This window comes from Rhodohalobacter sp. (assembly GCF_034521535.1).
GTDB lineage: Bacteria > Bacteroidota > Rhodothermia > Balneolales > Balneolaceae > Rhodohalobacter.
The window spans coordinates 55,664-81,018 of sequence record NZ_JAXHMF010000002.1 but is presented as its reverse complement, the minus strand read 5'-3'; the positions used below and the strand labels follow the sequence as shown (position 1 = coordinate 81,018).

Below are 25,355 nucleotides of genomic sequence, written 5' to 3'. Positions count from 1 at the left end.
TCTGTTACGGCGTGTGATCCATCGGGTTTGGATACGAAAAGGTGTATCCCAATTCCCGTTTTAACTTATCGTTCGAAACGACTCTGTAATCTGTTTTTTCCTGGATGATAAATTCCGGTTCCGGTAAATTAAAATGGTGAGCGGCTGACTTATAAAATTCCTTTCTGGGTGGATGCCCGTCGGAAACGGCGTTATAGATTTCATTCTTTTTGTCCAGCCTGATAATCTCTGAAATAATATTTAAACAATCCGTTTGATGGATCAGGTTTACAGGTTTTGCAGCATCAGAAAGATCTTTCTTTCCGGCGAGATATTTTACCGGATGCCTGCCATAGCCATATAATCCACCAAACCTGATAATTGTAACATCCAGTCCTGATTCGAGAAGGATATTTTCCGCTTTTAACACCGCTTCTCCCGAAGACCTTGCAGCATTCCCGGGTTCTGCATCTTCCTCTTTGGTGACTCCTCCAAACGGACTATAAACGGATGTGGAGCTTGCAAATATGATCCACTTTATATTTTCTCTTTTTGCCTTGTCGGTAACTTTTTGGATGAGATCCGGATAATTCTTTTCAACATTTTCATTGCCGCGACCGGGAGGGATATTTAGAAATAGGATATCCGCGGACCAAAAACTTTTTGATTCCTCGTCTTCAAGCTGTTTGGGTAACTCTATCAAATGAGCCTGAATACCGGCTTGTTTGATCTCTTTTAGTTTTTTCCCGGATGTGGTTGAACCCTTCACGGTAAAACCTTTACTCAATAAATTTTGGGCCAGTGGAAATCCAAGCCATCCACACCCTAAAACAGAAATAGTCATGCTAATTATTAGTTAAATGGGATGGGAATGTAAACACATCAGGGCAGAATTGAAAAGGTGATAAAACAATAAATCATACCTCGTTGAAAGCCTGCTTTTTCAAATTAACAAGTATGGGAAATTTTATAAATAACGTCAGTTCAAGATATGGAACTGACGCCAAAAAGTCTTCCTCGGAAGGGGCGAGGGGAATGGCCTGATAGACTAAGGTTCGGCTTAAAAATTCATCATTTAGATTTATATCCACCATTTTTCAGAATTCTATTAACATCTGTTTAACTTTATTTTTGTAGTTTTTGATATCGGCGTAACTGGTTTCGCATGGAATATCACTTATCTTTGCGATGCACCTGAAACAGTGATACGATTTAAGATTAATTTATCAGTCGTATTATCGGAAGAATACTTATTTGCTGTTTCTTTTAAGTAATTGCGATTAAGCTGATCAGTACAAATAAACAAGAAGCATTATTGATTTCAGCTTAAATATTGAATAGAGTGAATCTATTTAAAAATGGGAAATCAAGTTTTTAAAATAGAAATATATGTCAAAAAAAATTAACCGTGTAGCAATTGTTGGTGCAGGTATTACCGGTCTTGTAACCGCATGGAAACTTCAAAAATTTGGAGTAGAAGTTGATGTTTTTGAGCGAAAAGCTGAACCGGGCGGTGCAATTAAAACGGTTAAGGAAGACGATTGGCAGGTTGAGTATGGACCAAATACACTGTTGTTGAAAGATAGATTGGTTGCCGAATTTATCACTGAACTTGGTTTGAACGGTGAGAAAAAAACTGCAAATCCTGAGGCAAGTAAACGGTTTGTGGTAAAAAATGGAGTACTGGAACCTCTGCCGTCCTCTTTAAAATCAGCGGCAACAACTCCCCTGTTTAGTTTTGGAGGAAAATTAAGAGTATTGGCTGAGCCATTTATACCTAAAAGCAGTGATCGCGATCAGACAGTGGCAGAATTTGTAGAGAGGCGTTTAGGCAAGGAGATGCTGGACTATGCCATTAATCCGTTTGTTGCCGGTATTTACGCCAACCGTCCCGAATATTTATCTCTTCGACACGCATTTCCGATGATGGACGATCTTGAACAGGAGTACGGTTCGATGATATGGGGTACTTTTGCCGGATCAAAAAAGAGAAAGGAGAGGGGTAGAATTGAAAGGGAGCTCATCTCTTTTGAAAAAGGAATGCAACAACTTCCTCTTACTGTTGCCAAACAGCTCAACAGCATGTATCTGAATCACGAAGTTCGATCGATTAAAAAACAGGATGGGAAATGGTCAGTAGAAAGCAGCTTGGGGAAGTTTGGTCCGTATGATCAGATTATATTAAATATTCCGATTTATAAATTAAATAATGACCTGGTTCCTGCCACAAGTGAAGAGCTGAAAATTCTGAATAAGGTCAATTATCCGCCTTTGTCAGTTATGCTCTTAGGTTTTAAAAAGGAGGATGTTAAGCACGAACTGGATGGTTTTGGATTTTTGGTTCCCGAACAGGAGAACCGAAAGATTTTGGGAGCCCTGTTCTCTTCCACTCTTTTCGATGACCGTGCTCCTCAGGACATGCATTTATTAACCGTATTTGTAGGCGGTGGTCGTCAGCCTGAACTGGCTGATAAAAACAGTGAAGAGTTATTGAAGATTGTTATGGCCGAACTTGAGGATCTGATCGGCCTGAAGGGCGAGCCACAGTTCAAAGACCATGTCTACTGGCCACAATCTATTCCGGGATATCATGTAGGCTATGATGAAATTTTAGATACCATCAAAAATATTGAAGAAAGAAATGAAGGACTAACGTTGGCCGGTAATTTCAGGAATGGAATATCGGTACCCGACTGTATAAAAAACGGATTAAGATTGGCCGATCAATTGGCAGGAAGTGTGAGTTACTGATGCTCTTCTTCCACTTTTGGGCTGCTTGAAAATACTTCAACCATCTCCTGCAACAGTCCTTTTCCAAACATCATAAGTTTTTCTTGACGGCCCAGGGCGAGGAATCTCAGCAACAGCCTGAGATTGTGAAGCAATTTTGGAGGATCGGTGATCAGCGTTTCATTTTCAATCACGAAATCCCAATCGATTTCATTTTCAAACTTAACGCCATGTTTCTCCATACTCATTTTGTAAATATTTGCGATTAAGCCATATCCAATGGTGGAAGGGTGGAGCCCATCGAGACTGAAGATTCCTCCTTTTTCCACTTTACCTGTCTCCTCGTTAATTCGCAGATAATCAGTACTGATGTTGGGTTCTCCCATTTCATTTACCATGAAGGAGGTTTTAGGATTTTTTTTCAATGCCTCGATAAATCCGTCCGGGAATGGTGAAATCGTTTCGGGGAGGTGCCGACGCCGAGCTGCGGCCTGCACATATCGGGCAACCGGAACGACAATAAAACCAAATTCATCCGCCAGATTTTTAATAGTGTGATTGTATTGGTCTACTATTTCGTCCAGTTTTACTGCATCATCGCGGGTGAGGTGCGGATGTTTGTCGGGATCAAAATCTTCGTCCCAAATCCAGAAACGTGCATAGTAATCGAAATAACCGTCACCGGGCACGCAATCACCCAAATTGACACCGCGAATAGCAGGAGGAATGGTTACATACGGGATGGTTGGCACAAAAACCCGTTTTGTATTTAACTCGCTGAGTTTTTCATACAAAGTTCTCAACTCCTGTTCAAAATGATCGGGCCGGAATACAGTACATCTTCTCTCATTGAATGGGACATTCAGATCGCTCTCATCAGAAAACTCAATCTTCATTTTTGTTACAGCTCCAACAACATTGTTGTGGCCTAAACAGGCGATAAGATTCTCAATTCCTCCATTATCACTCAGTACTCTGAGGTTGTCAATCTGGCTGTGATCCTCGAACTTTTTTCCAAAAGTTGGATTCAATACTAATCGAGCAGTTGTATACATCGCCTGATCGGGGAGTACACTAAATACAGAGTATTGAGGCTTATTGTTGCGAATAAATTCCCGGCAGAACTTTTCATTCAACAGCCAGCTGTCGCTTATAGAAAAACCCCAGACTGCCTGGTTGTGGTAAGGTGTCTGTTGATCTTCATTTTTGAGTGAGATCATCTGGCCTTCCCAGTAGGATTTGATCCTTTTCAGCGTGGAGTAGATGTGATGGCCGGCCTGAACGGAATTAAATAGATTTATCTCATCCCCAAACTCATCTTCCAGGCCACGAACAAGAATCTCCATGTTGATAGGGATTCCCGCCTGAGCGGAAAATGAGGGTAGGTTCATCTGAATCTCATCCCCCATAGCACGACTCAGCAGCGCGGGAAAACTGAGATCAGTCCGGTAGATTCCACCGTTTTTAAACCCCTGAGCGAGACTATCACCCATGGCTACCAATTTATGTTTGTACGAATTCCGTCTGAATATCACGTGATGAAAATTTGTAACTTGCCGCCGTTAGATTTATCAATGTACTATTTGCTCTAATCAAAACGAATATGTCTAAAAAAACAAATCGATTGGAAGAATTTCGTGAAAAACGTTTAGAAATGAACGATAAAATCATGGATCTCAATCATCTTGGGGTGAAGCGATTCTTTAACCTGGATAGCAACACCTATCGGGACGGAGCGCTTTCCGGTGAGACGAAAGAGTTACTTGGGTTGGTTGCTTCTGCCGTACTTCGCTGCAATGACTGTATCGATTATCACCTTGAACAGTGTGCCAAGAGTGGTTTTACAAAAGATGAGATTATAGATGCGATGAATGTTGCCTTGGTCATTGGCGGCAGTATTGTAATCCCACACATGCGCCATGCCGTAGAAACCCTCGAGTTTCTTGAAGGCGAGGGTTTGTTGAAAGTTGAGAGGGATTAGCCCGGATTGAAATGGCTTAATCTGTTTCAGACTCGCCTGTTTTGTAACAGGTTCTCGTCCCGATTCTCGGGACAGATGAATTCGCTGAGTTTCGCAGGGGTTTCAGATTGATTTTGGTTTTCTACTCATAGCCAAAAATTTGTTGTGTGCCATGCCTATGGCATTCACAACTACTTTGATTGACTCACCCACCTCAGGTTGAAACCTGAGGCTATTGTGTTAGCCACGGCTACGCCGTTTTGGTTGGTAGCAAATATGGAATAAAATCTTCACCTCAAGTACCGTAATATACTCCTGAGTTCACAGCTGTTTAAAACATTTTAAAAGTGGGATGAATCATTACTATTGATTCAACCTGAGTGGGTAGCGCGAACGAACTAAAACCAAAAACTTGCTATTTGTATTTAATGACCTGCTATAAGGAGATGTCTCGACACCATTTCGGTTCACTCCGTTCGAGCACAGCAGCGAGTCTAAAGATCCATTAAGCAACAAAAATATTAATCGTTTTCGTTAGTTTGTTCCGTTGGTCTGAATGTAAAGAACAAAATCGATGAATGACCGCCTCTATCCAGTAATGTGCTTCAAACCAATCTCTCTGTTCGGCGGGTGATAGGTGTTGCCTTATATACCCCAGGTTTCGCTTCGGCTGTCCCGATGTATTTGGTCGGGAGGGCTAATCACATTCTGCCCTTTACAGGGCAAGTTTCCTGCTTAGATTTACAAAAGCGGCGCAACACTATTTAAAAGGGGATACAGGGTAGAACTCCCCTCCCCGAAAAATCGGGACCAGGTGTGGCTCGAGAGGGGAAAAGGATGTAAAAACGGTGGCACACCGATTTTTACACCGAGGGGTGTGTTTTGGAACTTTGATCATAATCCACAGACGTTTCAAGTCCGTTACCCCCACGAACATACCCTCCGATTGGTCAGAGTGCCGCAAAAGCCATCGGCTGTAAATAGTTTTTCATGACACCAACATCAATTGATATAAAACTGTCACCGGTGGCTAAGTCCCGACGCTTTTTTGTCGGTACGTAGTTGAGATATCCCCATGCCATGAAAAATGCTAAATACTCACAATAATGTATAGTAGACACGATAAATACTGAAGCCCAAAATTATCGTGGAGGAGGAGACCACAGCGATAGTGAATAGCTCAAACTGTCATAAGCATGAACTCAACATGATTGTATCGAACGAATGTTAAAACACCCTGAAAGGGTGAAATATCAATAGCCCCAGGTGAAACCTGGGGTAGTGTATAGCGGCATAAAATGTGCGCCGAATAGAGGGAGTGGTTTGGAGCTCTGTGCAGGGTAGAGGCGCTAACCTCCGTGATTGGTTATTTACAAATGGAGTTCAACAGATTACCAATAATCTTTACCTCGTAGCAAATATCTAATAGAATAAAGTTATCCAAATAAAAAACCTCCAAGGTTTTGAAAACCTTGGAGGTCTTATCGCTAAAATTGACCTAAAGAACCTCAAACCTGGACTGGAAGAAACGAAGATACTCCGGCTCATAAACAAACTTCAGTCCTTTGATCTCGTTCGCATTCCTGTAAACCGCTTCGACCGACTCGGCCACAACATCCATATGGGCTTGCGTGTAAACCCGTCGCGGAATGGTCAGGCGAACCAGTTCCAGTTTTGGATAGTTGTGCTCTCCGGTTTCCGGATTTCGTCCGGCCGAAACCACACCCCGCTCCATGGCACGAACTCCCGAATCGAGATAGAGTGCCGCGGCCAATGACTGCGCAGGAAGTTGATCCTGACTCAAATGCGGAAGAATCTTTTTGGCATTAAGAAAAATTCCGTGGCTTCCAATCGGTTTTACAATCGGAACTCCCATCTCAATCAGTTTCTCACCCAGGTATTGAACCTGCCCGACTCTTGCGCGAATATGGTCGTAATCGACGGATTCGGAAATACCGATTGACAACGCTTCCATGTCACGTCCGGCCATTCCGCCGTAGGTGTGCAATCCCTCATAGATCACAACCATATTGCGGGCTTTATCGAACAGTTCATCATCATTTAAAGCAAGAAACCCACCTATATTTACCAACGCATCCTTCTTGGAGCTCATCGTAGCCACATCGGTCAGAGAGCAAATTTCTATCACGATCTCTTTAATGGATTTGTTTTCATAGCCCGGTTCGCGCTGTTGAATAAAATAGGCGTTTTCAGCCACACGCGTCATATCGTGAACAATCGGGATGTCATATTTCTGAGTAAGCTCCCGAACTTCTTTTAAATTGCCAAGAGAGATGGGCTGACCACCGGCCATGTTTACCGTAGTTGCCATTGAGACATAAGGGATTTTGTCTGCTCCCTTCTCCTTAATCAAATTCTCGAGCTTATTCAGATCGATGTTTGCCTTGAACGGGTGTTCATTCTCCGGATCATGGGCTTCATCGATGATCACATCCACAAATGTACCGCCTGCAAGCTCCTGGTGAAGTTTGGTGGTTGTGAAATACATATTGCCCGGAATAAAATCACCCTCTTTAATCATTAACTGGGAGATAATATGTTCGGCCGCACGTCCCTGGTGGGTAGGCACGACATGCTTGTATCCATAATATTCCCGCACCGCATCCTCGAGATGATAGAAGTTACGGCTACCGGCATATGCTTCATCACCGAGCATCATCCCGGCCCACTGCCGGTCGCTCATTGCTGAGGTTCCGCTATCGGTCAGCAGATCGATATATACATCTTCCGATCTCAAAAGAAACGTGTTGTAACCGGCATCCCGGATTGCTTTCTGACGCTCCTCTTGAGTCGTCATTTTTACCGGTTCAACCATCTTAATTTTATAGGGCTCTGCCCATGATCTTTTTTTCTTGTTACTCATGATTTTCAATCAGTTTTTTGATTTGAATGTTAAATAGGTAGAACAATCTGTCTGTTAGAAAAAGAGACAGTATTACTAAAGGAGAGAATTATAAAGACGGGTATGCGTGGGGGCTGATAACAATATCTTCAGCAATTAAGCTGTAGCTAATGATCTGATATGTTAGTGTAATTTTTTCCATCCGTCTTGTTTATGTTTTCAATGTAGGATATTTGACACTTACTCTCCAATCAATTTTTAGTTCAAAGCACGATTTGATATTCCGAACTGTTATGGTATCCTGTTGAACCACAATTCATAAACGCTATGCCGCTAATTCAATATTTTACCAGAAAATGGGTGAAGGCCAAACCGCTGCCTGATGACCGGCAGAGAATTTTATATGGAAAAGTACCCGTCTACGACAAGCTACCTTCCAGCTATAAAGAGTTGCTTCATGATCGAATGAAAATTCTGCTGCACGAAAAATATTTTGAAGGGTGCGGCGGATTAAAATTGACGGATGAGATGAAAGTTGTGATTGCAGCTTATGCATCCATCTTAATTTTAGAGGAGAAAGCGGACTATTACGGTGATTTAAAATCAATCCTTGTCTACCCGGATGATTATTTTGCACCAGTAAGCGAGCAAACAGAAGGTGGTTTTATTGAAGAGGGATATGAAAATAGAAAAGGGGAGTACTGGCAGGCCGGTGTGATTGTCTTATCATGGAAAGACATTGAAACTCAACTATATGGCGAGGACAGAAGAAGTGGCCAAAATCTGATTTATCATGAATTTTCACACTTTCTGGATGATAGATACGGACTCACAGCCGGCATTGATCAAAACGGAGAAACTCTTCGCGACGATGAATGGACCATCATTATTGCAAAAGCGTATCGGAATTTAAGATTTACCGGTAAGCACTCTTTTCTGGATCGATACGGTGCGGAGAGCCCGGCAGAATTCTTTTCAGTCGCAACAGAACTATTTTTTGAAAGGCCGGAAAAACTACTTCAAGAGAATAAAAAGCTATATATCCTGCTTCAGAATTTTTATGGGCTGGACCCAATACGTTGGAAATAAATGAATTAAAAATTTTTCAGTTGACGAACTTTCTTAAATGACGGTGTGTTAGGTCGTGGTAAGTCTTAAAAATTAAGGCTTCATAAACTTTAATTAACCTTATATCGTCATGGATTTAATTAGTTCTTTAGGGAATTCGACCTTTGAAAACTATGTCGCATTGGAATCCGGGTTTACGGAAATGGCATACCAAATGTCAGCTCACGTACTTACTCTCGGCTACGCGATTATGTTGGCAGGGTTGCTTTACTTTGTTTTAACCATCAAAACAGTAGCACCGAAATACAGAATATCATCTGTTCTTTCCGTAGTTGTAATGGTCTCAGCATTTTTGCTGCTACTCGTACAACAGCAAAACTGGACAGGGATGCTCAACTATGATGCAGACTCTGCCCGTTATATGCTCGCTGATGGAGCTGACCTGTTTAATAACGGCTATCGTTATCTAAACTGGTTGATTGATGTTCCGATGCTGCTGTTTCAAATTCTGTTTGTAGTTACTCTGACCAAAAGTGACTTCAGCTCAATAAGAAACGGATTTTGGTTCTCCGGTACAGGTATGATTCTTACAGGTTATGTTGGACAGTTTTATGAAGTTACCGACCCAACTTTATTCCTCATCTGGGGTACAATATCTACGCTGTTCTTCTTCCATATCCTCTATCTGATGAAAAAAGTAATTTCAGAAGGACAGGAAGGTGCACCGCCGCAAGCGCAAAAGTATCTCGGAACAATCTGGAAGCTATTCCTCTTCACCTGGATGCTCTACCCGGGCGCATATCTGATGCCATATCTTACGTTCAGCGGGCTTGAGCCTGTGTTGAGCGAGTCTCTTGTAGTTGGACGCCACATCACATACACAATCGCTGATGTTGGTTCTAAGGTGATTTACGGTATCCTGCTCACTCTGGTAGCTCAGGAAATGAGTAAAGCAGATGGATATGACTATGAGGAAATGGAGAACGCTCTCTAATTTCTGAAATTTATTGTCCTCTTTTAAAACCCTTCCATTAATGCAATGGAGGGGTTTTTTATTATACGTATCAGTGGTTTCAGATTGTTATATTTGCACCATGATATTTCAGAAGTTTGCCACATTATTTTTTATTACTCTTTTCGCAATCTCAGCGGCATGTTCTGAGGATGGAATTACACCGCCACCGTCTCCTGAGTCACCGGTAAATATTGTTAAATCCGGAAACGAAGAACCTGTAAACCCGGACTTGAACGGCCCATCTATCTATTTGATGGGCAAAGGTATGCCGGCGCTCTCTTCTTATGAGTACTTTTTAAGTACCTTAGCGGATTCACCTGTTGACGTTGTTGTGCTCGCAGGATCATCAGCTTCAGGCAGTTCAGCTACTCCGGAGTGCGATCTTTTGATGGAATTGGATCAGGTTAATTCATGTGCAACGGCTACGGTTCAGTCTGAGGAAGAGGCAAACAGCGCTGAGCTTGTTGAAATCATGGATCAAAGTGAAGCCGTATACTTTGCAGGCGGAAATCAATGCGTGTATGTAAACTGGAGAGATTCTAATCTTCATAACGCAATGAACCAACTCATTGAACGTGGAGGAGGTATTGGCGGCGGAAGTGCCGGGTTGGCGATTCAGGGAGATATGATTTATGACGGCTGTTCAGGAAGTGTTCGTTCAGAAGAAGCACTTTCTGATCCCTATCATGAGTATGTCAGCCTATCAGAAGGATTGTTTGAACTCCCATCGTTAGAGAACACCATCACAGACAGTCATTTTTCTGAAAGAGATCGATTGGGACGACTGATTAGCTTTATGGCGAGAATTTCATCAGAGAAAGACAGAGACGAATACTTCGGAATTGGACTGGATGATAATACATCCGTGGTTATTGACCAATAACGGTAATGGAAAAGTATTTGGCGGCTATGCCACAAGGCTTAAAACAACAGAGAAAGCTCAACAGGCAGAAGAGGGCAATCCCGTTACAATTTATGGTGTAGAAAGAATCGTTTTCGGTCCCGGTGACACAATTAACTTTAATGAATTCAATTCTGAACCGAGAGATGTAATTGATGTGGAAAATGGAGAGGTTATATTTAGGCATGAAGAGTAAATTAGCAGTTTATTGCACGTCAACCGTGGTTTACCGTTTTATTTGTTTATTGTTTGGAGCATACTTTTTTGCAGTCGGTTCAGTAGACGCGCAGATTCTCAACATTCCCGATGAAGAAGACAGGAAAGGTGGTGTTCACTATTCGTTGGTTCCATTGCTCGGTTACAGCTCAGACACCGGACTTATTGGAGGTGCCTTGCTCCAAAGATTCAACTATGGAGAAGGGAGATCTCCTTTTCTGAGCAATCTAAAAATTGATGCCGTCGTATCGACCAAAGCTGACCTTTTAAGCGAAATAAATTACCAGCGAACCCGCACTTTGGGTATGGATATCCGAAGTGAAATTTCACTGATCGCAGAGAGGTATCGGCAGGCTCACTATTTTGGGATCGGTAATCAGACAACCTTTAACCAGGATTTGTACGATGAGGATTACTTTTTGTACGAAAAGAGAATCATAGATTTTAGCTACAGAGCGCGTAAAACCATCACGGAATATGGGTTTGAAGGCACTTTCGATTTTTATGGTGTTTTGGGCGTTTCCTATCTGGATGCACTGAAACGAAGTGACGAATCACTTTTTGCGATTGAGGATCCGACCGGAAATCAAAAGAACAGGTTGAATTCTCTGGGTGTTGGTTTGATTGCTGAAGACAGAGACAGTGAATTCAATCCAACAGAAGGGTATCGCTATGAAATCGGTATTGAATCAAGCGGGGCATTTACATTTAGTGAGTTCGATTTTTCGAGGGTTCACGCCGAACTTCGCCACTATGTCGAAATTTTGCCTGATGTAGTCATAGCACAAAAAATATCCGGAGTTCATATTCTGGGTGATTCTCCCTTTTGGAAGAAAGCTTCACTCGGAGATAAGTATGGATTAAGGGGATATCACTTCGATCGGTTTTTAGGAGAAAGCTCCATTCTTCACATTCTTGAGGCCCGAACCTGGTTGTTCTCTTTCTTTGATGATGAGATCAAAATAGGCGGGCAGCTATTTTGGGACAGTGGCCGGGTTTTTTCTGAGTTCGACAGTGATGGTTTATTTGATAACTGGAACCACTCTTATGGAGCAGGCGGAGCAATCTCACTCTTTAATCCGGATTTTATCGTCAGAGGAGATATTGGATATTCGAGTGAGGCCATTCGAATCTACGCAGGGGTGGGATACATTTTTTAACGTTTATTTTTTAGAGAATAGATTTCTAGTACATGATACTTTTTACAGCAGATAAGGATACGTCGGCTCCATTTTTGAGGATGGAGAAGATGCGAAAAAAGACGCTTTTACATGTGCCGCTCGAACAGTACAGGTTTCATGTGAGTGATGAAGAGTCGAAGCAGATTCAAAATCACATGGATGAGTTTGCATTCATTATTCATGGGAATCTGCGCAATGCCAGATATTTCATTGAGTGGATGAATCAGAACTCAATGGAAGAACAGGTTCGTCGGTGTGTAAATATTGTTTTGGATAAGCCCACAGCTGAGTTTTTGGAGGAGTTCGATATTCCTGCAGTACAGCCGCGAGAGCCTGCAAAACCGATCGATATTTTGGAGTTTATGCTTCGCATTTCAAAGGAGGGAAATACACTCTACCCCACTACAGAGAATAAAACGGAAGAGATGCCCGGACTTTTCAAAGGAACTTCAAATGCCGGTTGCTGAATTTTCGGTCTGTGAAGAAGTTACTTTGGAGGAGGATATTCTGAAAGACTATAAATCTGAAGTGGGTAAAAGCCCGATTGATATCATTTTGCTTCACAACAGATCGTCCTACATTCGTGTTAAAACAGCTTTTCCGGATCTGGATCTATCATCAAAAACGGTTGTTGCCGGCAGTTTGGGAGCTGCCGAAACGATGGAGAAAGAGGGATTAAAACCGGATTATCTTGCAAAAGGATCGTGGGCTTCGATAGCAAAAGTTTTGGATGAAATTTAGTCTGCCACTTATCTGAGAACAGCGGCGCTGTCAGGGTAGTCGGTTATAAATCCGTCTACACCAAACCGGAGCAGTTCTCTCATTTCATCTACGGTGTTTACTGTCCATGGGATAACTTTCATTCCTCTCGACTGCAGCTGCGATACGGCTTCTGTATCAAGAGTCTTATAATCGGGGCTCCAGATATCGGGAGTATATCCAAGCAGGCTGATGTAAATATCCGGAGACACGTCATTTATTACGAGCATCGCCTGTTTTACATCGGGATCCAGCTGTTTAAATGCGATCAGTGTTGAAGGATCAAAAGATTGAATAATGACTCTGTCCAGCACACCAAGTTCGCTGAGCTCCTCGTAAAGCAGTTTTGAAAACTCCTCGGGACCGGGCACATATTCCCCATACCATTCCGGGTTACTTTTAGTCTCGATGTTATAGTGAGGAGGGGGGAGATCGTTTTTACTTGCGTACTCTTCTACTGCTCGCGATAGCATCGGCTCAAAGTGGTTTGGTCACTTCCATCGGTTCTTGATTCGGAAAATTTGGATTGCCGCGTTTACCCACATCAAATTGCTGAGTTTCCTCATACGTCATCTCAAAAATATTGAAACTTCGTTCTTCCTCTTCCGTGACAGGTGAACCGTCCGCTTTTGTGCTGAAAAGGTGGTTGAACCACGGCTCATGTGAAACAAGAATTTTCCCGTCAGCAGTAACTACAACATCAAACTCAACAGTATCTACACCAAGCTCAACAGCTTTTAAAAAAGCAGGTATTGTATTTTCAGGCATGAGTCCGCGCGCTCCGCGATGTCCCTGCAGATCAAATGTATCAGATTTTTCCATGGAACAAGAAATTGTGGTGAATACTATTAAAAAAAGAGCGGGAAGATGGCGCATATATTTTCGATTTTATCATGAACATCGTGTGTAGCTGTAAACTTGGTGTAAATATATTGTGAATCTTTAACTATGCAACGAAAAAATGAAATTTAAATCCCTTCTGGTCCTCACACTTTTTTTACTTTTTTCAACGCTAACGGCGGTTGCCCAACAAAACTCCGATATAACTACGTTTGTCTTAGTTCGGCACGCGGAAAAAATAGATGACAGTACAGATCCAGATCTTACTCCGCAAGGATATCAGCGTGCGGAACGACTGGCTGAGATGCTTCAAAATATTCCGTTCGATGCTGTTTACTCCTCAGAAAGAATTAGAACCCGGGAAACCGTTCGTAAAATTGCCGATCAAAACGGAGTTGAAATTCTTTCATATGAACCGCATGAGCCGGCGGAGGAGGTAGAGCGTCTGCTACATTCAAACCTTGGTAAAACCGTATTGGTGAGTGGTCATTCCAACACAACTCCCTTTTTTGCGAACGAGCTGCTGGATCGCGAGCATTTTGAAGATAAATTTGATGAGTCGGACTACGGTAATCTTTTGATCATTACTATTGACGGTGATGGAGAGAGTAAACTGCTGCATTTGAGGTATTGAGGTCATTGCTGAATTAACGTCGATACGAGAAAAGGAACTGATGTCAAAAAAAAGTCCCCCTTCGAAGAGGGCAAGGGGGATGACCTCATAGACTTATGTTTAGCTTGAAAATTTATCAATTAACGTTTGCTCGAGATAAAATCTGAGCTAAAAGTCCTTAAACATCAATTGGTCATAGAAATTGGTTATTTATTAGCCACAGAAACACGGAAAAAAGCAGAGATTATTCAGTGCCTTCCGTGTTTCCGTGGCTATCTTCTACTTAAAATCTGGTACAAGCCTTTTCTGTGAAGAAGACATATTGAACTCATTGAACTCACGTCAATTAACTTTGAATCTAATATTTTTCATCCCTCATTCCCCTTGCACAGACATACCTAAATCCCCTCCTGTCTTCCGAAGCTTCAGCACAGGCAGGCTCGAGAGGGGACTTTTAATTGTCTCATGAAATGATTTAGGCCGGAGAAGCATTCCTAACTAAAAATCAGATATATGGATCTATCAAAAGACAAAATCAGCAGAATTATTGAAATGGCGTGGGAAGATCGCACCCCGTTTGACGCGATTGAATTTCAATTCGGACTCAGTGAAAAAGAAGTTATTGAACTGATGAGAAAGGAGATGAAATCATCCAGCTTTAAAATGTGGCGAAAACGGGTGAGCGGGCGAAATACAAAGCACCGAAAGTTGCGCAATGACGATGTAAACCGGTTCACCAGTCCTTATTGAATCATTGAGCAAATATTTCTATCACTTTCCTTTTTTATGTGAAGGTATGTAAAATTGCCACCGAAGCACGGAAAAATGTGCTCTTCGTTTTCTCCGTGTTCCGCTTTGTATAAAAAGATTTGCCGGGGCTATAAAGTTTAATGTAATGGCAAATTATTTTAGCGGTTCAAAATAATCTTTCGGCTTTAAAAAGAGTGGATTAACTCAAAGTTAAGAGGTAGCTATTACCCCAAATCCACAATCGTACATCCGCTGCCGCCACTTTCCATGGGAGCGATATCAAACGATTTTACGCCATCGCGTTTTTCGAGGTATTCGTGTACCAGTTTGTGCAGAATTCCCTCTCCCTTGCCATGCACAATTTCAACCTGCTGTAAATTACGGGCAATTGCCTTATCCAGGTAAATTGTAAGCTCTTTGATGGCTTCATCGCCTCGCTTGCCGCGCAGATCCAGCCGTGGTTTTACGGACAAATCGATATCCTGAGAGCCACCGTAGGATCGTGAGCTGCTCTTTTTCTTCTTTTTTGGAGGCGATGTTTTGGTGAGCTTATTCAGCTTGGACTTTATCTTCATTCCATTTACCAAAACGGTAGCCTGTTTACCTGAAAGCTCAACCAGCTCTCCGCCGGTGTTTCCATCGCCGATGATTACAAAATCACCAACTTCCGGTTTTTCATCGCTACGTACAGGATCTTCGCTCTCTGTTTCAAATTCATCTTTAAAAGTATGGATCTCTTTTTTTGCCTCTTGAATGTCTGAACGAGCCTCACGGATTTTGTCTTTATTATCCCGACCTTCACTCACTACTTTTTCAACCGCCTCCTCAATCCGGCGATTGGCATCTTTCATGATCTCTTCGGCGTCTTTATACGCTTTTTCAATAATTCCTTTTCGCTTACTGTCGATCTGCTCTGATCTTTCCCTGTAAATTCTCTCCTGTTTTTCCGCCTCGATAAGTTTTCTTTGAAAAGTTGAACGCAGCTCTTCGGCTTCCTGCATCTGCTTTTCCAGATTAATCAACAGATCACCCATCGAGTCTTTCTGTTCACCTAAAAGCTGCCGGGCTTTATCCATTAATTCACGGGGCAGATTCATGCGGTCTGCAATTTCAAAAGCGTAACTGCTTCCGGGCACACCCTTTTTAAATCGGTAGGTAGGCGAGAGACTCTCCTGATTGAACTCCATCGCGCCATTCACAACCTTTTCGTTTTCATGAGCAAACACTTTTAATGATCCGTGGTGAGTAGTCACAATCACCCTTGAACCTTTATTGATCACCTCTTCCACAAATGCCTGAAAAAGAGCGCCTCCTTCTTCGGGATCGGTACCTGCTCCGGCCTCGTCAATTAAAACCAGAGAGTTCGGTTCCATTCTGTCCAATGTGATTTTCATCCAGTTAAGACGGGATGAAAATGTACTCAAATCATTTTCTATGGACTGATCATCACCGATATCCACAAAAAGTCCGCTCAGTACGGGCAGTTCAGAATCGGGCTGTACGGGAATGGGATAACCGGCTTGAAGCATCATACAGAGCAATCCGGTTGTTTTCATGGCAACGGATTTACCTCCCGCGTTGGGTCCGGTGATTACCAGTCCGAGCTCATTTCCTAAAAGCTCAAGATCCAGGGGAATAACGGGTTCAGGCTCCTGAAGGGTGCTGTTTTTGAGTATGAGGTTGGGGTTTTTGCCTCGTATCAGATTTAAGTGATTATTTTCTGATAAAACCGGAATAGTGCCTTCCAGGTCCAATCCCAGGCTAACGATACAGTGAATGGCGTCCAATTCGCCAATGTAAGTACAATTCAGCTCCAGCTCTTCGCTGTACGTTCTCACTTCATCAGTCAGTTTCTGAATGATGCGTTCTATCTCACGCTTCTCTTCAGCCTCAAGCTGACGGATTTCATTGTTGATCTGGAGCGCCTGAACCGGCTCAATGTAAACCGTTTGTCCGGTTGAAGAGACGTCATGAACAAATCCCTCCACTTTACGTTTATACTCTGCCTGAACAGGAATAACCATGCGTCCGCTTCGAATGGTTGCCCCCTCGTCTGATGTCATACCATCTTTGGCGAGACGCTTCATCACCTGCTGAACCGTACTGCGAAGTTTGCTTCTCTCTCTGTTCAGCTTTCCCCGGATCTGCTGTAGCTCGCGGCTGGCGTCATCCCTTAATTCTCCACGCTCAGTTATCACTCGCTGAATAGCTTCTTCCAATGGCTTCAGGTTTACCAGGCGATCTGAAATTTTTTGAAGTGAAGGTGTTTCAAACTCAAGCCGTTTGAAAAAACTGACGATCAGGCGGGCCAGGCGAGCATTCTGCAGGATAACCGGAAAATCATCGAGTGGTAGAATGGTTCCCTTTAAACGGCTGTCTTTTAGTATTTCGCGTACGTCGTCCACAACCGTTAAGGGATGGCTCGATCCGCTCTGCAAGATTTTTGTCCATTCCCGCGATTCAGAAAGTCTGCGCTCAACAGTTTGCCGATCGGCCGTGGGTGATAAGTTTTCGATCTCTTCGCGGCCGTAAGGAGTGAAGCTCTTTCTTAATGTGGCATCTCGTATACTCTCAAAACCAATCTTTTGGGAGCTGTTATCAGGGAAAAGTTGTATCTGTTTAGTCATAGGCGGAAAGTTCGCAATCTTTCCGCCTAAAATCGAATCTATAATAGTGCAAAAGTGATGTTTAATTCATTTTGAAATGAATCCTAACGCTCTCAGAAATGGGTATTGTACGCTGCATGACAATTAAAGAGCCACCGTAAGATTCGGCACTCATCAAGGCCATGTCACTGCGTGCAATACCCGGTGATGAGGTATATTCAATTTTGTGAACATCGCCTAACTCCATGCCGGATGCATGAGCAAGAATTTGGGCCTTGCTGCGTGCGTTATCAACGGCTTTCTCCAGAGCTTCAGTACGGGCTTCTTCTGCGGCTGATGTTGAAAAACTGGCTGAAAAATTATCAAAGCCGTTTTCAATCAGAGTAACTTGCATCGACTCAAACTGATCCAAATCCTGCAATCGGATAGATACGCTCTGACGTGTTTCAAAACCTTGATTTTGAGAATTCCGCCGCGGAAAAATGCTGATCGGATACGCATTGATATGCTCCTCATCAATATTTTGCTCAATAATCAGTTCCGTGAGAAATTGCTCCAGATTTTTATGGCTCTCAAAAGCTTTGCTTGCTTCTTCATCAAAACGATTGATGGTGATATTGAAAATAATCTCATCGGCCGGCGCAAAAACTTCGCCTGTGGCATCAATTGTTATCAGATTAGCTGTATCCTGTCCTTGTAAGATTTCCGGTGAGGTACACCATGCCAAAAGGAGAAAAAATGTAATAACGATGTAGCGCAGATCTGTTTTTATCATATAAAATACCGGTTAGTTTTATTAGGTTGATTCAACAGGATTTAAACGTAATTGTTTCAGGTAGAAAATATTATACGAAAGTGGGAGTAAAAAAATTATTTTGGAAGCGCTTGCATAAACCAAAAATTGAGTTTTATTTATAGTTGACAAATCATCGGGAAACGGTTTACATTCGATGTTGAAAAAAACAAACCCCTAAATCATAAATTAAATCTGAAATCTATGAAAGATTGGATACGGAATTCAGTTATTCGTTTGTTCTCTCTTATGCTAATCGCGGGATTGGCCAGTGCAGAGTATTCGAGTGCTTCCAACATATCTTACGACGAAATAACAAATGCTCAGCAAATTGTGATTACCGGGCAAGTTGTTGATGCCGATTCAGGCGAACCCCTTGCAGGTGTGAATATCACAGTAAGAGGCCGTGTAGTAGGTGTTGCTACAGATCCTAACGGTGAATTTACACTCAGAGTAAATGACGATCCTCCCATTACTCTAGCCGTATCTATTGTAGGATATCGCACACAGGAAATAGAAATAACAGAATCGAACGTATCTGATCTGAGAATTGAACTGGTTGAAGAGACATTCCTTGGCTCGGACGTTGTTGTCTCTGCTTCCAGGGTTGAGGAGAGCATTATGGAGGCACCTGTATCCATCGAGCGAATGGATATTCTGGCCATCAATCAGACCGCTTCCGATAGCTATTATAAAGGTATCGCAAATCTGAAGGGTGTTGATATTACTACCAGCAGTATTAACTTTCAGATTATTAATGCTCGTGGCTTTAACTCCACCGGTAACACCAGGATGGTACAGCTTACAGACGGAATGGACACTCAGGCTCCGGCACTGAACTTTCCGATTGGTAACCTAAACGGTCCATCTGAACTGGACGTAGAGAGCCTGGAATTTATTCCCGGCGCATCTTCTGCTCTTTATGGGCCAAATGCGTTTAACGGTATCCTGCTTGTTAACAGTAAGAGCCCGTTCCGATATCCCGGTTTAAGTGTATTTGTGAGAAACGGTGTAAACCATATTGACAGTGACGGAGATGCCGGCGAGCCCAACAATCCGCGCCACATGTTTGAGTCATCCATCCGATGGGCGGATACAGTTGGCGATCGTTTTGCTTACAAATTGAATTTCTCCTACAGCCAGGCAGATGACTGGAGAGGAATTAATTACAGTGATAAAAATTCTGACTTGAACTTTGCCGGCAACCCCGGCCAAAATCCGGCATATGATGGAGTTCACCTATATGGTGATGACGGTAATTTTAATATTGGCTTGTTAAGCTTTAACCAAACGTTTGTTCAGGGAGTGGCTGCACAGCTTGTTGCTTCACCGCTACCGATCAGTCAGCAGGATGCAATTCAATTTGCACAAAGTCTTCCTTCACAACCTGTAGCCAGAACCGGGTACAGAGAAGAGTATTTGGTGGATCATGATGCCGAAAACCTGAAGTTTAATACATCCTTGCAATATCGGATTACGGACAATGTAGAAGCAAGCTATTCGATGAACTACGGTTACGGTACTTCTGTTTATAGCGGTGCTCAGCGTTACAGTCTGAATAACTTTAGTATTCAGCAGCATAAACTGCAGCTCGACGGAGATAATTTTATGGTGCGGGCATACGGAACCTTTGAAAATTCGGGTGATTCTTATATCGCAGACTTTGTCGGTTTTTCCGTAAATGATGCATATCTGGGAACTCAAAATTGGTACGCTAATTATGGCGGTACTTTTGTAGGAGGCCTTGCTCAAGCGTACTTTATTACCCAGGGAAATACCAACTATGATCCTGCGATTGTTGAAGCAATATTGTCGAATCCGAACACACTAGCCAACTTGCACAATACAGCTCGAGGTGCGTCCGACGCGAATAGATTTATGCCGGGCACGCAGCAGTTTGAAGCGGCTAAAAATGCAGCTTTAGAAGGCACGGTACCGGACGGAGCCCGATTTGATGATCAATCTCGTTTCCTTCATACTGAGGGTCAATATGATTTCAAAAACGAGATCGACTTTGTGGATCTTCAGGTTGGATTCAGTTACCGTCAATATCAGCTTCGATCGAATGGAACTATTTTTGATGACGGTGACGGAGGAGTAGATATCAGTGAATATGGCGGGTATCTCCAGGCTGCCAAGTCTCTTTTCGACGACAGATGGAGACTAACAGGTTCCCTGCGTTACGACAAAAACGAGAACTTCGACGGACAGTTTAACCCCCGTATCTCATCTGTTCTGAAAGTTGCGGACGGGCATAACATTCGTACTTCGTACCAGACAGGTTTCAGAAACCCAACCACACAGGGTCAATACATCGATCTGAATGTTTTGACTGCCAGATTACTGGGTGGACTCCCTTACCTGGCTGAGAAGTATAATGTGACTGAGAATGGATACACCCTGGAGTCAGTTGACCGATTTACCAATGAATTTCTGAGCGGAAATCAGTTAGCTTATACAGAGTTGCAATCCGGGCAGTTTACAGAGTTCAATCCTGTTAAACCTGAACAGATCCAATCGTATGAGATTGGTTACAAAGGTTTGATCGGGAACAGGCTACTGATTGACGCCGCCTATTACTATAATATTTATGACGATTTTATCGCACAGTTTAGGGTAAGACGCGCTGCAGGTCCGATCGATTTTACAGCTCAGGATCCTGCAACAGTTCAGCAGAATGTTCAAACAGCTGCTTCACTGCTTTCCGGTGATGCTTCTAATACATTCCAGCTCTACACAAACTTAGATGAGACAGTGAAATCTCAGGGAGCTGTTTTAGGAGTTGACTATAGTCTCCCCAAAGGATTTCTGCTGACTACAAACTATAACTGGAATCAGCTGATTACAGACAGAGAAGACCAATTTATCTTTGATTACAATACACCGGAGCACAAGGTGAATGTTTCATTTGGTAATCGTCGTCTTACCGAGCAGATTGGCTTCAACCTGACCTACAGATGGCAGGAAGCGTTTAACTGGACATCCTCATTTGCCAGCGGACGCGTGCCCGATGTGAGCACATTGGATGCTCAGGTCTCATACAGGATTCCTGATATGAAAACAGTAGTGAAAGCCGGCGGTTCAAACATCTTGAATAATCGCCACTTCCTCAATTACGGTGGACCAAACCTCGGTGCGATCTACTATATCTCTCTGACGTTTGACCAATTTTTGAACTAAAGATCCGATAACATTGCAATCTTTGCTAAAAAAAGAGGCCCGAGGGCCTCTTTTTTTGTTTATACGCTTTGTATTTGTTTGTAAGCCGGAATTTTAATTCCGATTTGATGGATCGTACCTGACGGCACTGGGTATAGTCAAGGTGTTTGTCTTATGATTTTCTCACCCATATTACGTCCCTAGCGGGACGTTGAATCTTGAGTTCAAGCTGATAATATGGTGTAAATATGATGATTGAGTAATGCTGAACTCAGTTTTCTGTCTGTAGGGCAGTCAGTCTTGACGACAAATCAGAGGGATTATTTTTTGAATATTTCTGCACATATATCATTCAATTCGTGACTTGGTATCAAGAACTAAGCGTAACTCATGATCTTTTTATGCATATAAAACAATTGTCCCATTAGGGACAACATATAGGTAGAAATCATCGAGCGAAAAAACCATCGCGTGCCGTAGGTACGCTATATAAACCAACCATATTTACATTCAAGCCGAACCTGTCGGCACTGAGGATGGTGGGGGTTGTTTCGTTTTCTACCCATATTGTGTCCCTAATGGGACACGAAGGAATTCAGACAGAAAGAGATTGGGGGTAAGTTGAATCTTGAGTTTAAGCTGATAATATGGCGTGAATATGATGAATGAGTAGCGGAAAACCTGTTTTTAGTTGGCCGATAATTATCAATCAAGGTTGTTTCTTTGCTTTCAATCCATTGTCTCGTTAGAGACAACATATAGGTAGAAATCGTCGAGCGAAAAAACCACTGCGTGCCGTAGGTACGCAGAACAAACCATTTATGATCCCTGCTGCGGTCTCAGGTTTGCAATCGTAGCTCCCCATCCGCCACCGGATCCATCGGCAATCTGATACCCGGTAACATGCGGATTACGCTCTAGCAGGGCGTGGACACTTCTCCTGATATTGCCAATTCCCTTTCCGTGGATAAACCGCACCTGGTAGATATCCTCTTCAAGACAGGCCCTAATGTACTCGTCAATCAGAGTGGATAGATCTTCCGGCGCAAAATAGTGGAGGTCCAGTACACCGTTTATGGGAATTTTATGTGGTTCATCAGAATCCATAGAATCAAGAAATCAAACGGCTGATTGTTTGTAAAATCTGTTCCCGTCCTTAATCAGCTGCTTCTTTAATTCAAGCTGGGACTTTTTCAAGTGATGCAGCCATTCTTTTACTGCTTTGGTATTTAGGTTCAGAGCACCCAGCCAGTGAATAAAGTTATTCAAATCCTGATCTTTTCCGAGTGCTTCACAGAACTGTTCAACTTCCTGTGCGGATACATTGATACGATCTTGATTAGATCTGAGAAGAGCTGACTGATATTGTACGTCTTTCAACCGCTTTCGCCATTCATGAAAAGGTCCAGGCAGCTTGGATGATTCGGCTCGTTTAAATGCCCGATAGCTTTTCCGATATGAAATTTTATAGCCTTCTAAAATACATTCAGAATCAAAATTGTTTGATTTGAGGAAGGTTCTTAAAGAGGAGTGATTATAGATCTGATGTTCCAGATGTTTAAAAATTTCATCTTCAAACACTAACCTGTTTTCTAGCTGCTCAACTTGTTGATTGGCTGTTTCCAGAATTTTGTCAAGAACTTTAGAGTCCGATTTTTTAAAATAGTCAGTTGGGGTGTCCAGAATTATCATTCTGTGAACATGAACATCCCTCAGCTCCGATATAGATTGTCCCCAATTTCTGAATGTAGAGTTAAGCTGTTTTAAACTGTCTTCCTCTACGCACTTGTTAAGCAATTTTAAAAACGCCCGAAGTAGCTTCAGGCGTTTTCGAGTAAGATGTGTGGACTCCACAATATCTGTGCTATGTAGCTGAACTGTATTTAGCAGCTCCGCTTCAACTGAATCAGCTACGGCCAAAAGCTCACTATTGAGATTCTTATCAAGCTTGATATAAGGGATGATAAATAGCTGTGAATCCACAATCTGAATGAATTTACAAATCAACCTTATAGTCGACAGTATAACGGCTTTCAGCCACCTTCTTTATAAACTCCACAGCTTTCTTATGGTGTGCATTTCTGGTATACATTTGAAAATCCAGATCTGTTTCAAAATCGCAGATTAGAACCACATCAAGTGCATCCGGATCATCCTGATTAATTTGTATGCCTACTTGAACATCCTTTATTTCATCAATATTGGTTCGAAGACCTTCAAGGATGAGTTTCATCTTTTCGGCATTCTTTTGTTTGGTGGCGCCTGCGGCTTCATCTTGTATTTTCCACATTACTATATGACGTATCATAGTTTCCTCAAATTTAGGATTGTTAATTTGTTTTTATCTCGTTTTTGCAAAAGTGAGATCTGCCTGATCAACGCTTGAAGCTGCGAGATCGAGCATTTCCGGTGAGAAGACCCCTACAGCCCAGAGAAAATATTTAGCTTCATCCGGGTTATTGGATTTGGTCCATTCATATACAGCGAGGTATCCCTCTGCAACCTGTTTGAGCTGTGATTCTGAAAGATTATCGGGATCAGAAATTACCGGTACCGTCAGATCGGCTGAGACCGGTATGATATTTGGATTGTCAATTTGATCCAGATTCAGCCCATATATCATAGGCCATAAATATGGATTGCCCAAATCGGTTTCTGAAATACTCCAAAGCGACTCTCCCGCATCCACAGTATGTACCTCAGTATCAGTATCAGTCTGAGGAGCGGTGTCAGGCTCAGCAGGAGGTGGCTCTGTTTCTTCTACAGTTTCATCCTGTTCAGGGGTTGGTGTTACAGGTGCGGTTATCTGTTCTTGTTCAGATGCCAACTGAGGAGTGTCATCACCAATATATTGCTGCGAAAGCAGAAAGATGATAAAAATAGCCAAAGCAACAATTACGGCCGCTGCAGCGTAGGTCCAGTTAAACTTTCCTGAATCCTGAGTGCGCTTTGCCAATTTGCTTTTTTTGCCTGCATTTAATGCCGGCATGTTTTTGTCAGCCGGTAATTTTGGCTGAACTGCGTTTGGATCATTACTTCCTTTAGAATCTTCTTTATTGCCGTTATTAACAAAAACAGGAGTAAACTTTTCTTGTATTGAATTGTCCTCTTCGGCTTCATCCTTTTTTTTCTCCTCTCCCAAATCATCGGTAGACTTGAGCTCAGATTTATCTTTTGCAGGATTGGGACGCTCTATCAAAAAATCGTTGCCATCATCCTGATCTTCTTCTCCGGCTGAGGATTTAGTTGAAGGTTCTTCGAGATCATCATCAGATTTTTTGTCTGACGAATCTTTTGGAGATTCATCCAAAACCTGAGCTTCCATTTTGGAATATGGACGATTCACATCCTCTCGAAGTGCTTTGTAGGGCTTAAAAACAACTTTGTTCTGACCCGGAATAGTGATTTCTTCACCTGTTTGAGGGTTCACGCCGGGACGCTCATTCATCCATCTCAATTCAAACTTACCAAAACCGGAAATACTTACAGATCCGCTTTTTCTGAGCCCTGACTCGATAATGTTGACAAGTTCACCGATAAAACTGTTCGTGGAGGCCTGGCTCTGTTTTGACTGCTCAGCGATGAGCTCAACCAACTCACTAAAAGTAATTTTTTCACTCATCTTCTTTTCCCACAAACTTTAGTTCATCTTTGAGAACAGAAGAGGGACTAAATTCAACAACCCTCTTGGGAGGGACGAGCATATATTTTTTGTAATGGGGGCTGTAAACTTTTTGAACTTCCTTCACCTTACAACCAAATGTTCCCAAATCAGGAATAGAAACACCGTTGCCACGGGCAAGCTCACTGGAAAGTACGGAGATAGCATCTTCTAAAAGCTCTTTGGTTTGAGCTTTTGACTTGCCGGAAGAATCGGCGAGTTGGTCTATGAGTTCACGGTAAGTCATACCTGCAGATGATC

The 25,355-nt window shown here is 42.6% G+C and carries 24 protein-coding genes; 12 read left to right on the top strand and 12 right to left on the bottom strand.

Features of this window, described 5'->3' with window-relative positions; translation table 11 throughout:
- Positions 1–4: 4 nt before the first annotated feature.
- The gene (locus tag U5K35_RS02625; RefSeq protein ID WP_322569928.1) at positions 5–823 is read right to left on the bottom strand and encodes an SDR family oxidoreductase; all 819 of its coding nucleotides are present in this window, start codon (positions 821–823) and stop codon (positions 5–7) included.
- 545 nt (positions 824–1,368) lie between these two features.
- On the opposite strand from U5K35_RS02625, the gene hemG reads away from it, so the two are divergent.
- Complete coding sequence (gene hemG, locus U5K35_RS02620; protein WP_322569927.1) at positions 1,369–2,730, top strand: protoporphyrinogen oxidase; 1,362 nt, start codon at positions 1,369–1,371, stop codon at positions 2,728–2,730.
- On the opposite strand, the gene U5K35_RS02615 is transcribed toward hemG, so the two are convergent.
- Positions 2,724–4,202, bottom strand: coding sequence for a hypothetical protein (locus U5K35_RS02615; RefSeq protein WP_322569926.1), 1,479 nt, complete (start codon positions 4,200–4,202; stop codon positions 2,724–2,726). The genes hemG and U5K35_RS02615 overlap by 7 nt on opposite strands.
- A gap of 110 nt (positions 4,203–4,312) precedes the next feature.
- Here U5K35_RS02615 and U5K35_RS02610 point away from each other — a divergent pair, with 110 nt between their 5' ends.
- Positions 4,313–4,690, top strand: coding sequence for a carboxymuconolactone decarboxylase family protein (locus tag U5K35_RS02610; protein WP_322569925.1), 378 nt, complete (start codon positions 4,313–4,315; stop codon positions 4,688–4,690).
- A gap of 1,477 nt (positions 4,691–6,167) precedes the next feature.
- Here the strand turns inward: U5K35_RS02610 and U5K35_RS02605 are convergent.
- Positions 6,168–7,553, bottom strand: coding sequence for a tyrosine phenol-lyase (locus tag U5K35_RS02605; RefSeq protein WP_322569924.1), 1,386 nt, complete (start codon positions 7,551–7,553; stop codon positions 6,168–6,170).
- 306 nt (positions 7,554–7,859) lie between these two features.
- Between U5K35_RS02605 and U5K35_RS02600 the strand changes: the two genes are divergently transcribed.
- From U5K35_RS02600 to U5K35_RS02570, 7 genes are all read left to right on the top strand, one after another.
- A complete protein-coding gene (locus tag U5K35_RS02600; RefSeq protein ID WP_322569923.1) occupies positions 7,860–8,621 on the top strand; it encodes a M90 family metallopeptidase in 762 nt (253 codons plus the stop codon).
- A gap of 109 nt (positions 8,622–8,730) precedes the next feature.
- Positions 8,731–9,594, top strand: coding sequence for a bacteriorhodopsin (locus U5K35_RS02595; protein WP_322569922.1), 864 nt, complete (start codon positions 8,731–8,733; stop codon positions 9,592–9,594).
- A gap of 100 nt (positions 9,595–9,694) precedes the next feature.
- Positions 9,695–10,498 carry a hypothetical protein gene (locus U5K35_RS02590; RefSeq protein ID WP_322569921.1) on the top strand — a complete coding sequence of 268 codons (804 nt, stop codon included), beginning with the start codon at positions 9,695–9,697 and terminating at the stop codon, positions 10,496–10,498.
- Positions 10,467–10,712 (top strand): hypothetical protein, encoded by a 246-nt coding sequence (locus tag U5K35_RS02585; RefSeq protein ID WP_322569920.1) that lies wholly within the window; start codon positions 10,467–10,469, stop codon positions 10,710–10,712. Before U5K35_RS02590 ends, U5K35_RS02585 begins: the two co-directional genes overlap by 32 nt.
- Positions 10,702–11,892, top strand: coding sequence for a BamA/TamA family outer membrane protein (locus tag U5K35_RS02580; RefSeq protein WP_322569919.1), 1,191 nt, complete (start codon positions 10,702–10,704; stop codon positions 11,890–11,892). The genes U5K35_RS02585 and U5K35_RS02580 overlap by 11 nt, the downstream gene beginning before the upstream one ends.
- 32 nt (positions 11,893–11,924) lie before the next feature.
- Positions 11,925–12,380 carry a hypothetical protein gene (locus tag U5K35_RS02575; RefSeq protein ID WP_322569918.1) on the top strand — a complete coding sequence of 152 codons (456 nt, stop codon included), beginning with the start codon at positions 11,925–11,927 and terminating at the stop codon, positions 12,378–12,380.
- Entirely contained in the window at positions 12,367–12,654 is a 288-nt protein-coding gene (locus U5K35_RS02570; protein WP_322569917.1) for a hypothetical protein, read from the top strand. The genes U5K35_RS02575 and U5K35_RS02570 overlap by 14 nt, the downstream gene beginning before the upstream one ends.
- A gap of 8 nt (positions 12,655–12,662) precedes the next feature.
- On the opposite strand, the gene U5K35_RS02565 is transcribed toward U5K35_RS02570, so the two are convergent.
- Together U5K35_RS02565 and U5K35_RS02560 are read right to left on the bottom strand one after the other, a co-directional pair.
- Positions 12,663–13,145, bottom strand: a complete 483-nt coding sequence (locus U5K35_RS02565; protein WP_322569916.1) for a glycerophosphodiester phosphodiesterase family protein — start codon at positions 13,143–13,145, stop codon at positions 12,663–12,665.
- 4 nt (positions 13,146–13,149) lie between these two features.
- Positions 13,150–13,494, bottom strand: a complete 345-nt coding sequence (locus U5K35_RS02560) for a glycerophosphodiester phosphodiesterase family protein (protein WP_322569915.1) — start codon at positions 13,492–13,494, stop codon at positions 13,150–13,152.
- 139 nt (positions 13,495–13,633) lie between these two features.
- Here U5K35_RS02560 and U5K35_RS02555 point away from each other — a divergent pair, with 139 nt between their 5' ends.
- Both U5K35_RS02555 and U5K35_RS02550 read left to right on the top strand, forming a co-directional pair.
- The gene (locus U5K35_RS02555) at positions 13,634–14,146 is read left to right on the top strand and encodes a phosphoglycerate mutase family protein (RefSeq protein WP_322569914.1); all 513 of its coding nucleotides are present in this window, start codon (positions 13,634–13,636) and stop codon (positions 14,144–14,146) included.
- Between the two features lie 492 nt (positions 14,147–14,638).
- Positions 14,639–14,875: a TIGR03643 family protein gene (locus tag U5K35_RS02550; protein WP_322569913.1), complete on the top strand. Its 237-nt coding sequence runs from the start codon at positions 14,639–14,641 to the stop codon at positions 14,873–14,875.
- A 224-nt stretch (positions 14,876–15,099) separates the two neighbouring features.
- Here U5K35_RS02550 and U5K35_RS02545 read toward each other — a convergent pair whose 3' ends face one another.
- Both U5K35_RS02545 and U5K35_RS02540 read right to left on the bottom strand, forming a co-directional pair.
- Positions 15,100–17,502: an endonuclease MutS2 gene (locus tag U5K35_RS02545; protein WP_322569912.1), complete on the bottom strand. Its 2,403-nt coding sequence runs from the start codon at positions 17,500–17,502 to the stop codon at positions 15,100–15,102.
- A gap of 61 nt (positions 17,503–17,563) precedes the next feature.
- Positions 17,564–18,256, bottom strand: coding sequence for an SIMPL domain-containing protein (locus U5K35_RS02540; RefSeq protein WP_322569911.1), 693 nt, complete (start codon positions 18,254–18,256; stop codon positions 17,564–17,566).
- Between the two features lie 222 nt (positions 18,257–18,478).
- Between U5K35_RS02540 and U5K35_RS02535 the strand changes: the two genes are divergently transcribed.
- Positions 18,479–21,454: a TonB-dependent receptor gene (locus U5K35_RS02535; protein WP_322569910.1), complete on the top strand. Its 2,976-nt coding sequence runs from the start codon at positions 18,479–18,481 to the stop codon at positions 21,452–21,454.
- A gap of 798 nt (positions 21,455–22,252) precedes the next feature.
- Here U5K35_RS02535 and U5K35_RS02530 read toward each other — a convergent pair.
- The 5 genes from U5K35_RS02530 to U5K35_RS02510 are packed head-to-tail and all read right to left on the bottom strand — an operon-like array spanning position 22,253 to position 25,341.
- On the bottom strand, positions 22,253–22,540 hold the full coding sequence (locus tag U5K35_RS02530; RefSeq protein WP_322569909.1) for a Smr/MutS family protein: 288 nt from the start codon (positions 22,538–22,540) through the stop codon (positions 22,253–22,255).
- Between the two features lie 12 nt (positions 22,541–22,552).
- The gene (locus U5K35_RS02525; RefSeq protein WP_322569908.1) at positions 22,553–23,416 is read right to left on the bottom strand and encodes a CHAD domain-containing protein; all 864 of its coding nucleotides are present in this window, start codon (positions 23,414–23,416) and stop codon (positions 22,553–22,555) included.
- Between the two features lie 13 nt (positions 23,417–23,429).
- On the bottom strand, positions 23,430–23,741 hold the full coding sequence (locus U5K35_RS02520) for a Dabb family protein (protein ID WP_322569907.1): 312 nt from the start codon (positions 23,739–23,741) through the stop codon (positions 23,430–23,432).
- A 33-nt stretch (positions 23,742–23,774) separates the two neighbouring features.
- Positions 23,775–25,055: an HU family DNA-binding protein gene (locus U5K35_RS02515; RefSeq protein ID WP_322569906.1), complete on the bottom strand. Its 1,281-nt coding sequence runs from the start codon at positions 25,053–25,055 to the stop codon at positions 23,775–23,777.
- Positions 25,048–25,341 (bottom strand): HU family DNA-binding protein, encoded by a 294-nt coding sequence (locus tag U5K35_RS02510; RefSeq protein ID WP_322569905.1) that lies wholly within the window; start codon positions 25,339–25,341, stop codon positions 25,048–25,050. The genes U5K35_RS02515 and U5K35_RS02510 overlap by 8 nt, the downstream gene beginning before the upstream one ends.
- Between the last annotated feature and the right edge of the window lie 14 nt (positions 25,342–25,355).

Bases quoted from the DNA above. Each gene is read 5' to 3' on its own strand.
- U5K35_RS02565 (WP_322569916.1), bottom strand. From the start codon at position 13,145: ATGCTATCGCGAGCAGTAGAAGAGTACGCAAGTAAAAACGATCTCCCC.
- U5K35_RS02535 (WP_322569910.1), top strand. From the start codon at position 18,479: ATGAAAGATTGGATACGGAATTCAGTTATTCGTTTGTTCTCTCTTATG.
- U5K35_RS02575 (WP_322569918.1), top strand. From the start codon at position 11,925: ATGATACTTTTTACAGCAGATAAGGATACGTCGGCTCCATTTTTGAGG.
- U5K35_RS02560 (WP_322569915.1), bottom strand. From the start codon at position 13,494: ATGGAAAAATCTGATACATTTGATCTGCAGGGACATCGCGGAGCGCGC.
- U5K35_RS02570 (WP_322569917.1), top strand. From the start codon at position 12,367: ATGCCGGTTGCTGAATTTTCGGTCTGTGAAGAAGTTACTTTGGAGGAG.
- U5K35_RS02550 (WP_322569913.1), top strand. From the start codon at position 14,639: ATGGATCTATCAAAAGACAAAATCAGCAGAATTATTGAAATGGCGTGG.
- U5K35_RS02625 (WP_322569928.1), bottom strand. From the start codon at position 823: ATGACTATTTCTGTTTTAGGGTGTGGATGGCTTGGATTTCCACTGGCC.
- U5K35_RS02615 (WP_322569926.1), bottom strand. From the start codon at position 4,202: ATGGGTGATAGTCTCGCTCAGGGGTTTAAAAACGGTGGAATCTACCGG.
- U5K35_RS02585 (WP_322569920.1), top strand. From the start codon at position 10,467: ATGATAATACATCCGTGGTTATTGACCAATAACGGTAATGGAAAAGTA.
- U5K35_RS02540 (WP_322569911.1), bottom strand. From the start codon at position 18,256: ATGATAAAAACAGATCTGCGCTACATCGTTATTACATTTTTTCTCCTT.
- U5K35_RS02515 (WP_322569906.1), bottom strand. From the start codon at position 25,055: ATGAGTGAAAAAATTACTTTTAGTGAGTTGGTTGAGCTCATCGCTGAG.
- U5K35_RS02510 (WP_322569905.1), bottom strand. From the start codon at position 25,341: ATGACTTACCGTGAACTCATAGACCAACTCGCCGATTCTTCCGGCAAG.
- U5K35_RS02580 (WP_322569919.1), top strand. From the start codon at position 10,702: ATGAAGAGTAAATTAGCAGTTTATTGCACGTCAACCGTGGTTTACCGT.
- U5K35_RS02530 (WP_322569909.1), bottom strand. From the start codon at position 22,540: ATGGATTCTGATGAACCACATAAAATTCCCATAAACGGTGTACTGGAC.
- U5K35_RS02520 (WP_322569907.1), bottom strand. From the start codon at position 23,741: ATGATACGTCATATAGTAATGTGGAAAATACAAGATGAAGCCGCAGGC.
- U5K35_RS02595 (WP_322569922.1), top strand. From the start codon at position 8,731: ATGGATTTAATTAGTTCTTTAGGGAATTCGACCTTTGAAAACTATGTC.
- hemG (WP_322569927.1), top strand. From the start codon at position 1,369: ATGTCAAAAAAAATTAACCGTGTAGCAATTGTTGGTGCAGGTATTACC.
- U5K35_RS02610 (WP_322569925.1), top strand. From the start codon at position 4,313: ATGTCTAAAAAAACAAATCGATTGGAAGAATTTCGTGAAAAACGTTTA.
- U5K35_RS02600 (WP_322569923.1), top strand. From the start codon at position 7,860: ATGCCGCTAATTCAATATTTTACCAGAAAATGGGTGAAGGCCAAACCG.
- U5K35_RS02590 (WP_322569921.1), top strand. From the start codon at position 9,695: ATGATATTTCAGAAGTTTGCCACATTATTTTTTATTACTCTTTTCGCA.
- U5K35_RS02545 (WP_322569912.1), bottom strand. From the start codon at position 17,502: ATGACTAAACAGATACAACTTTTCCCTGATAACAGCTCCCAAAAGATT.
- U5K35_RS02605 (WP_322569924.1), bottom strand. From the start codon at position 7,553: ATGAGTAACAAGAAAAAAAGATCATGGGCAGAGCCCTATAAAATTAAG.
- U5K35_RS02555 (WP_322569914.1), top strand. From the start codon at position 13,634: ATGAAATTTAAATCCCTTCTGGTCCTCACACTTTTTTTACTTTTTTCA.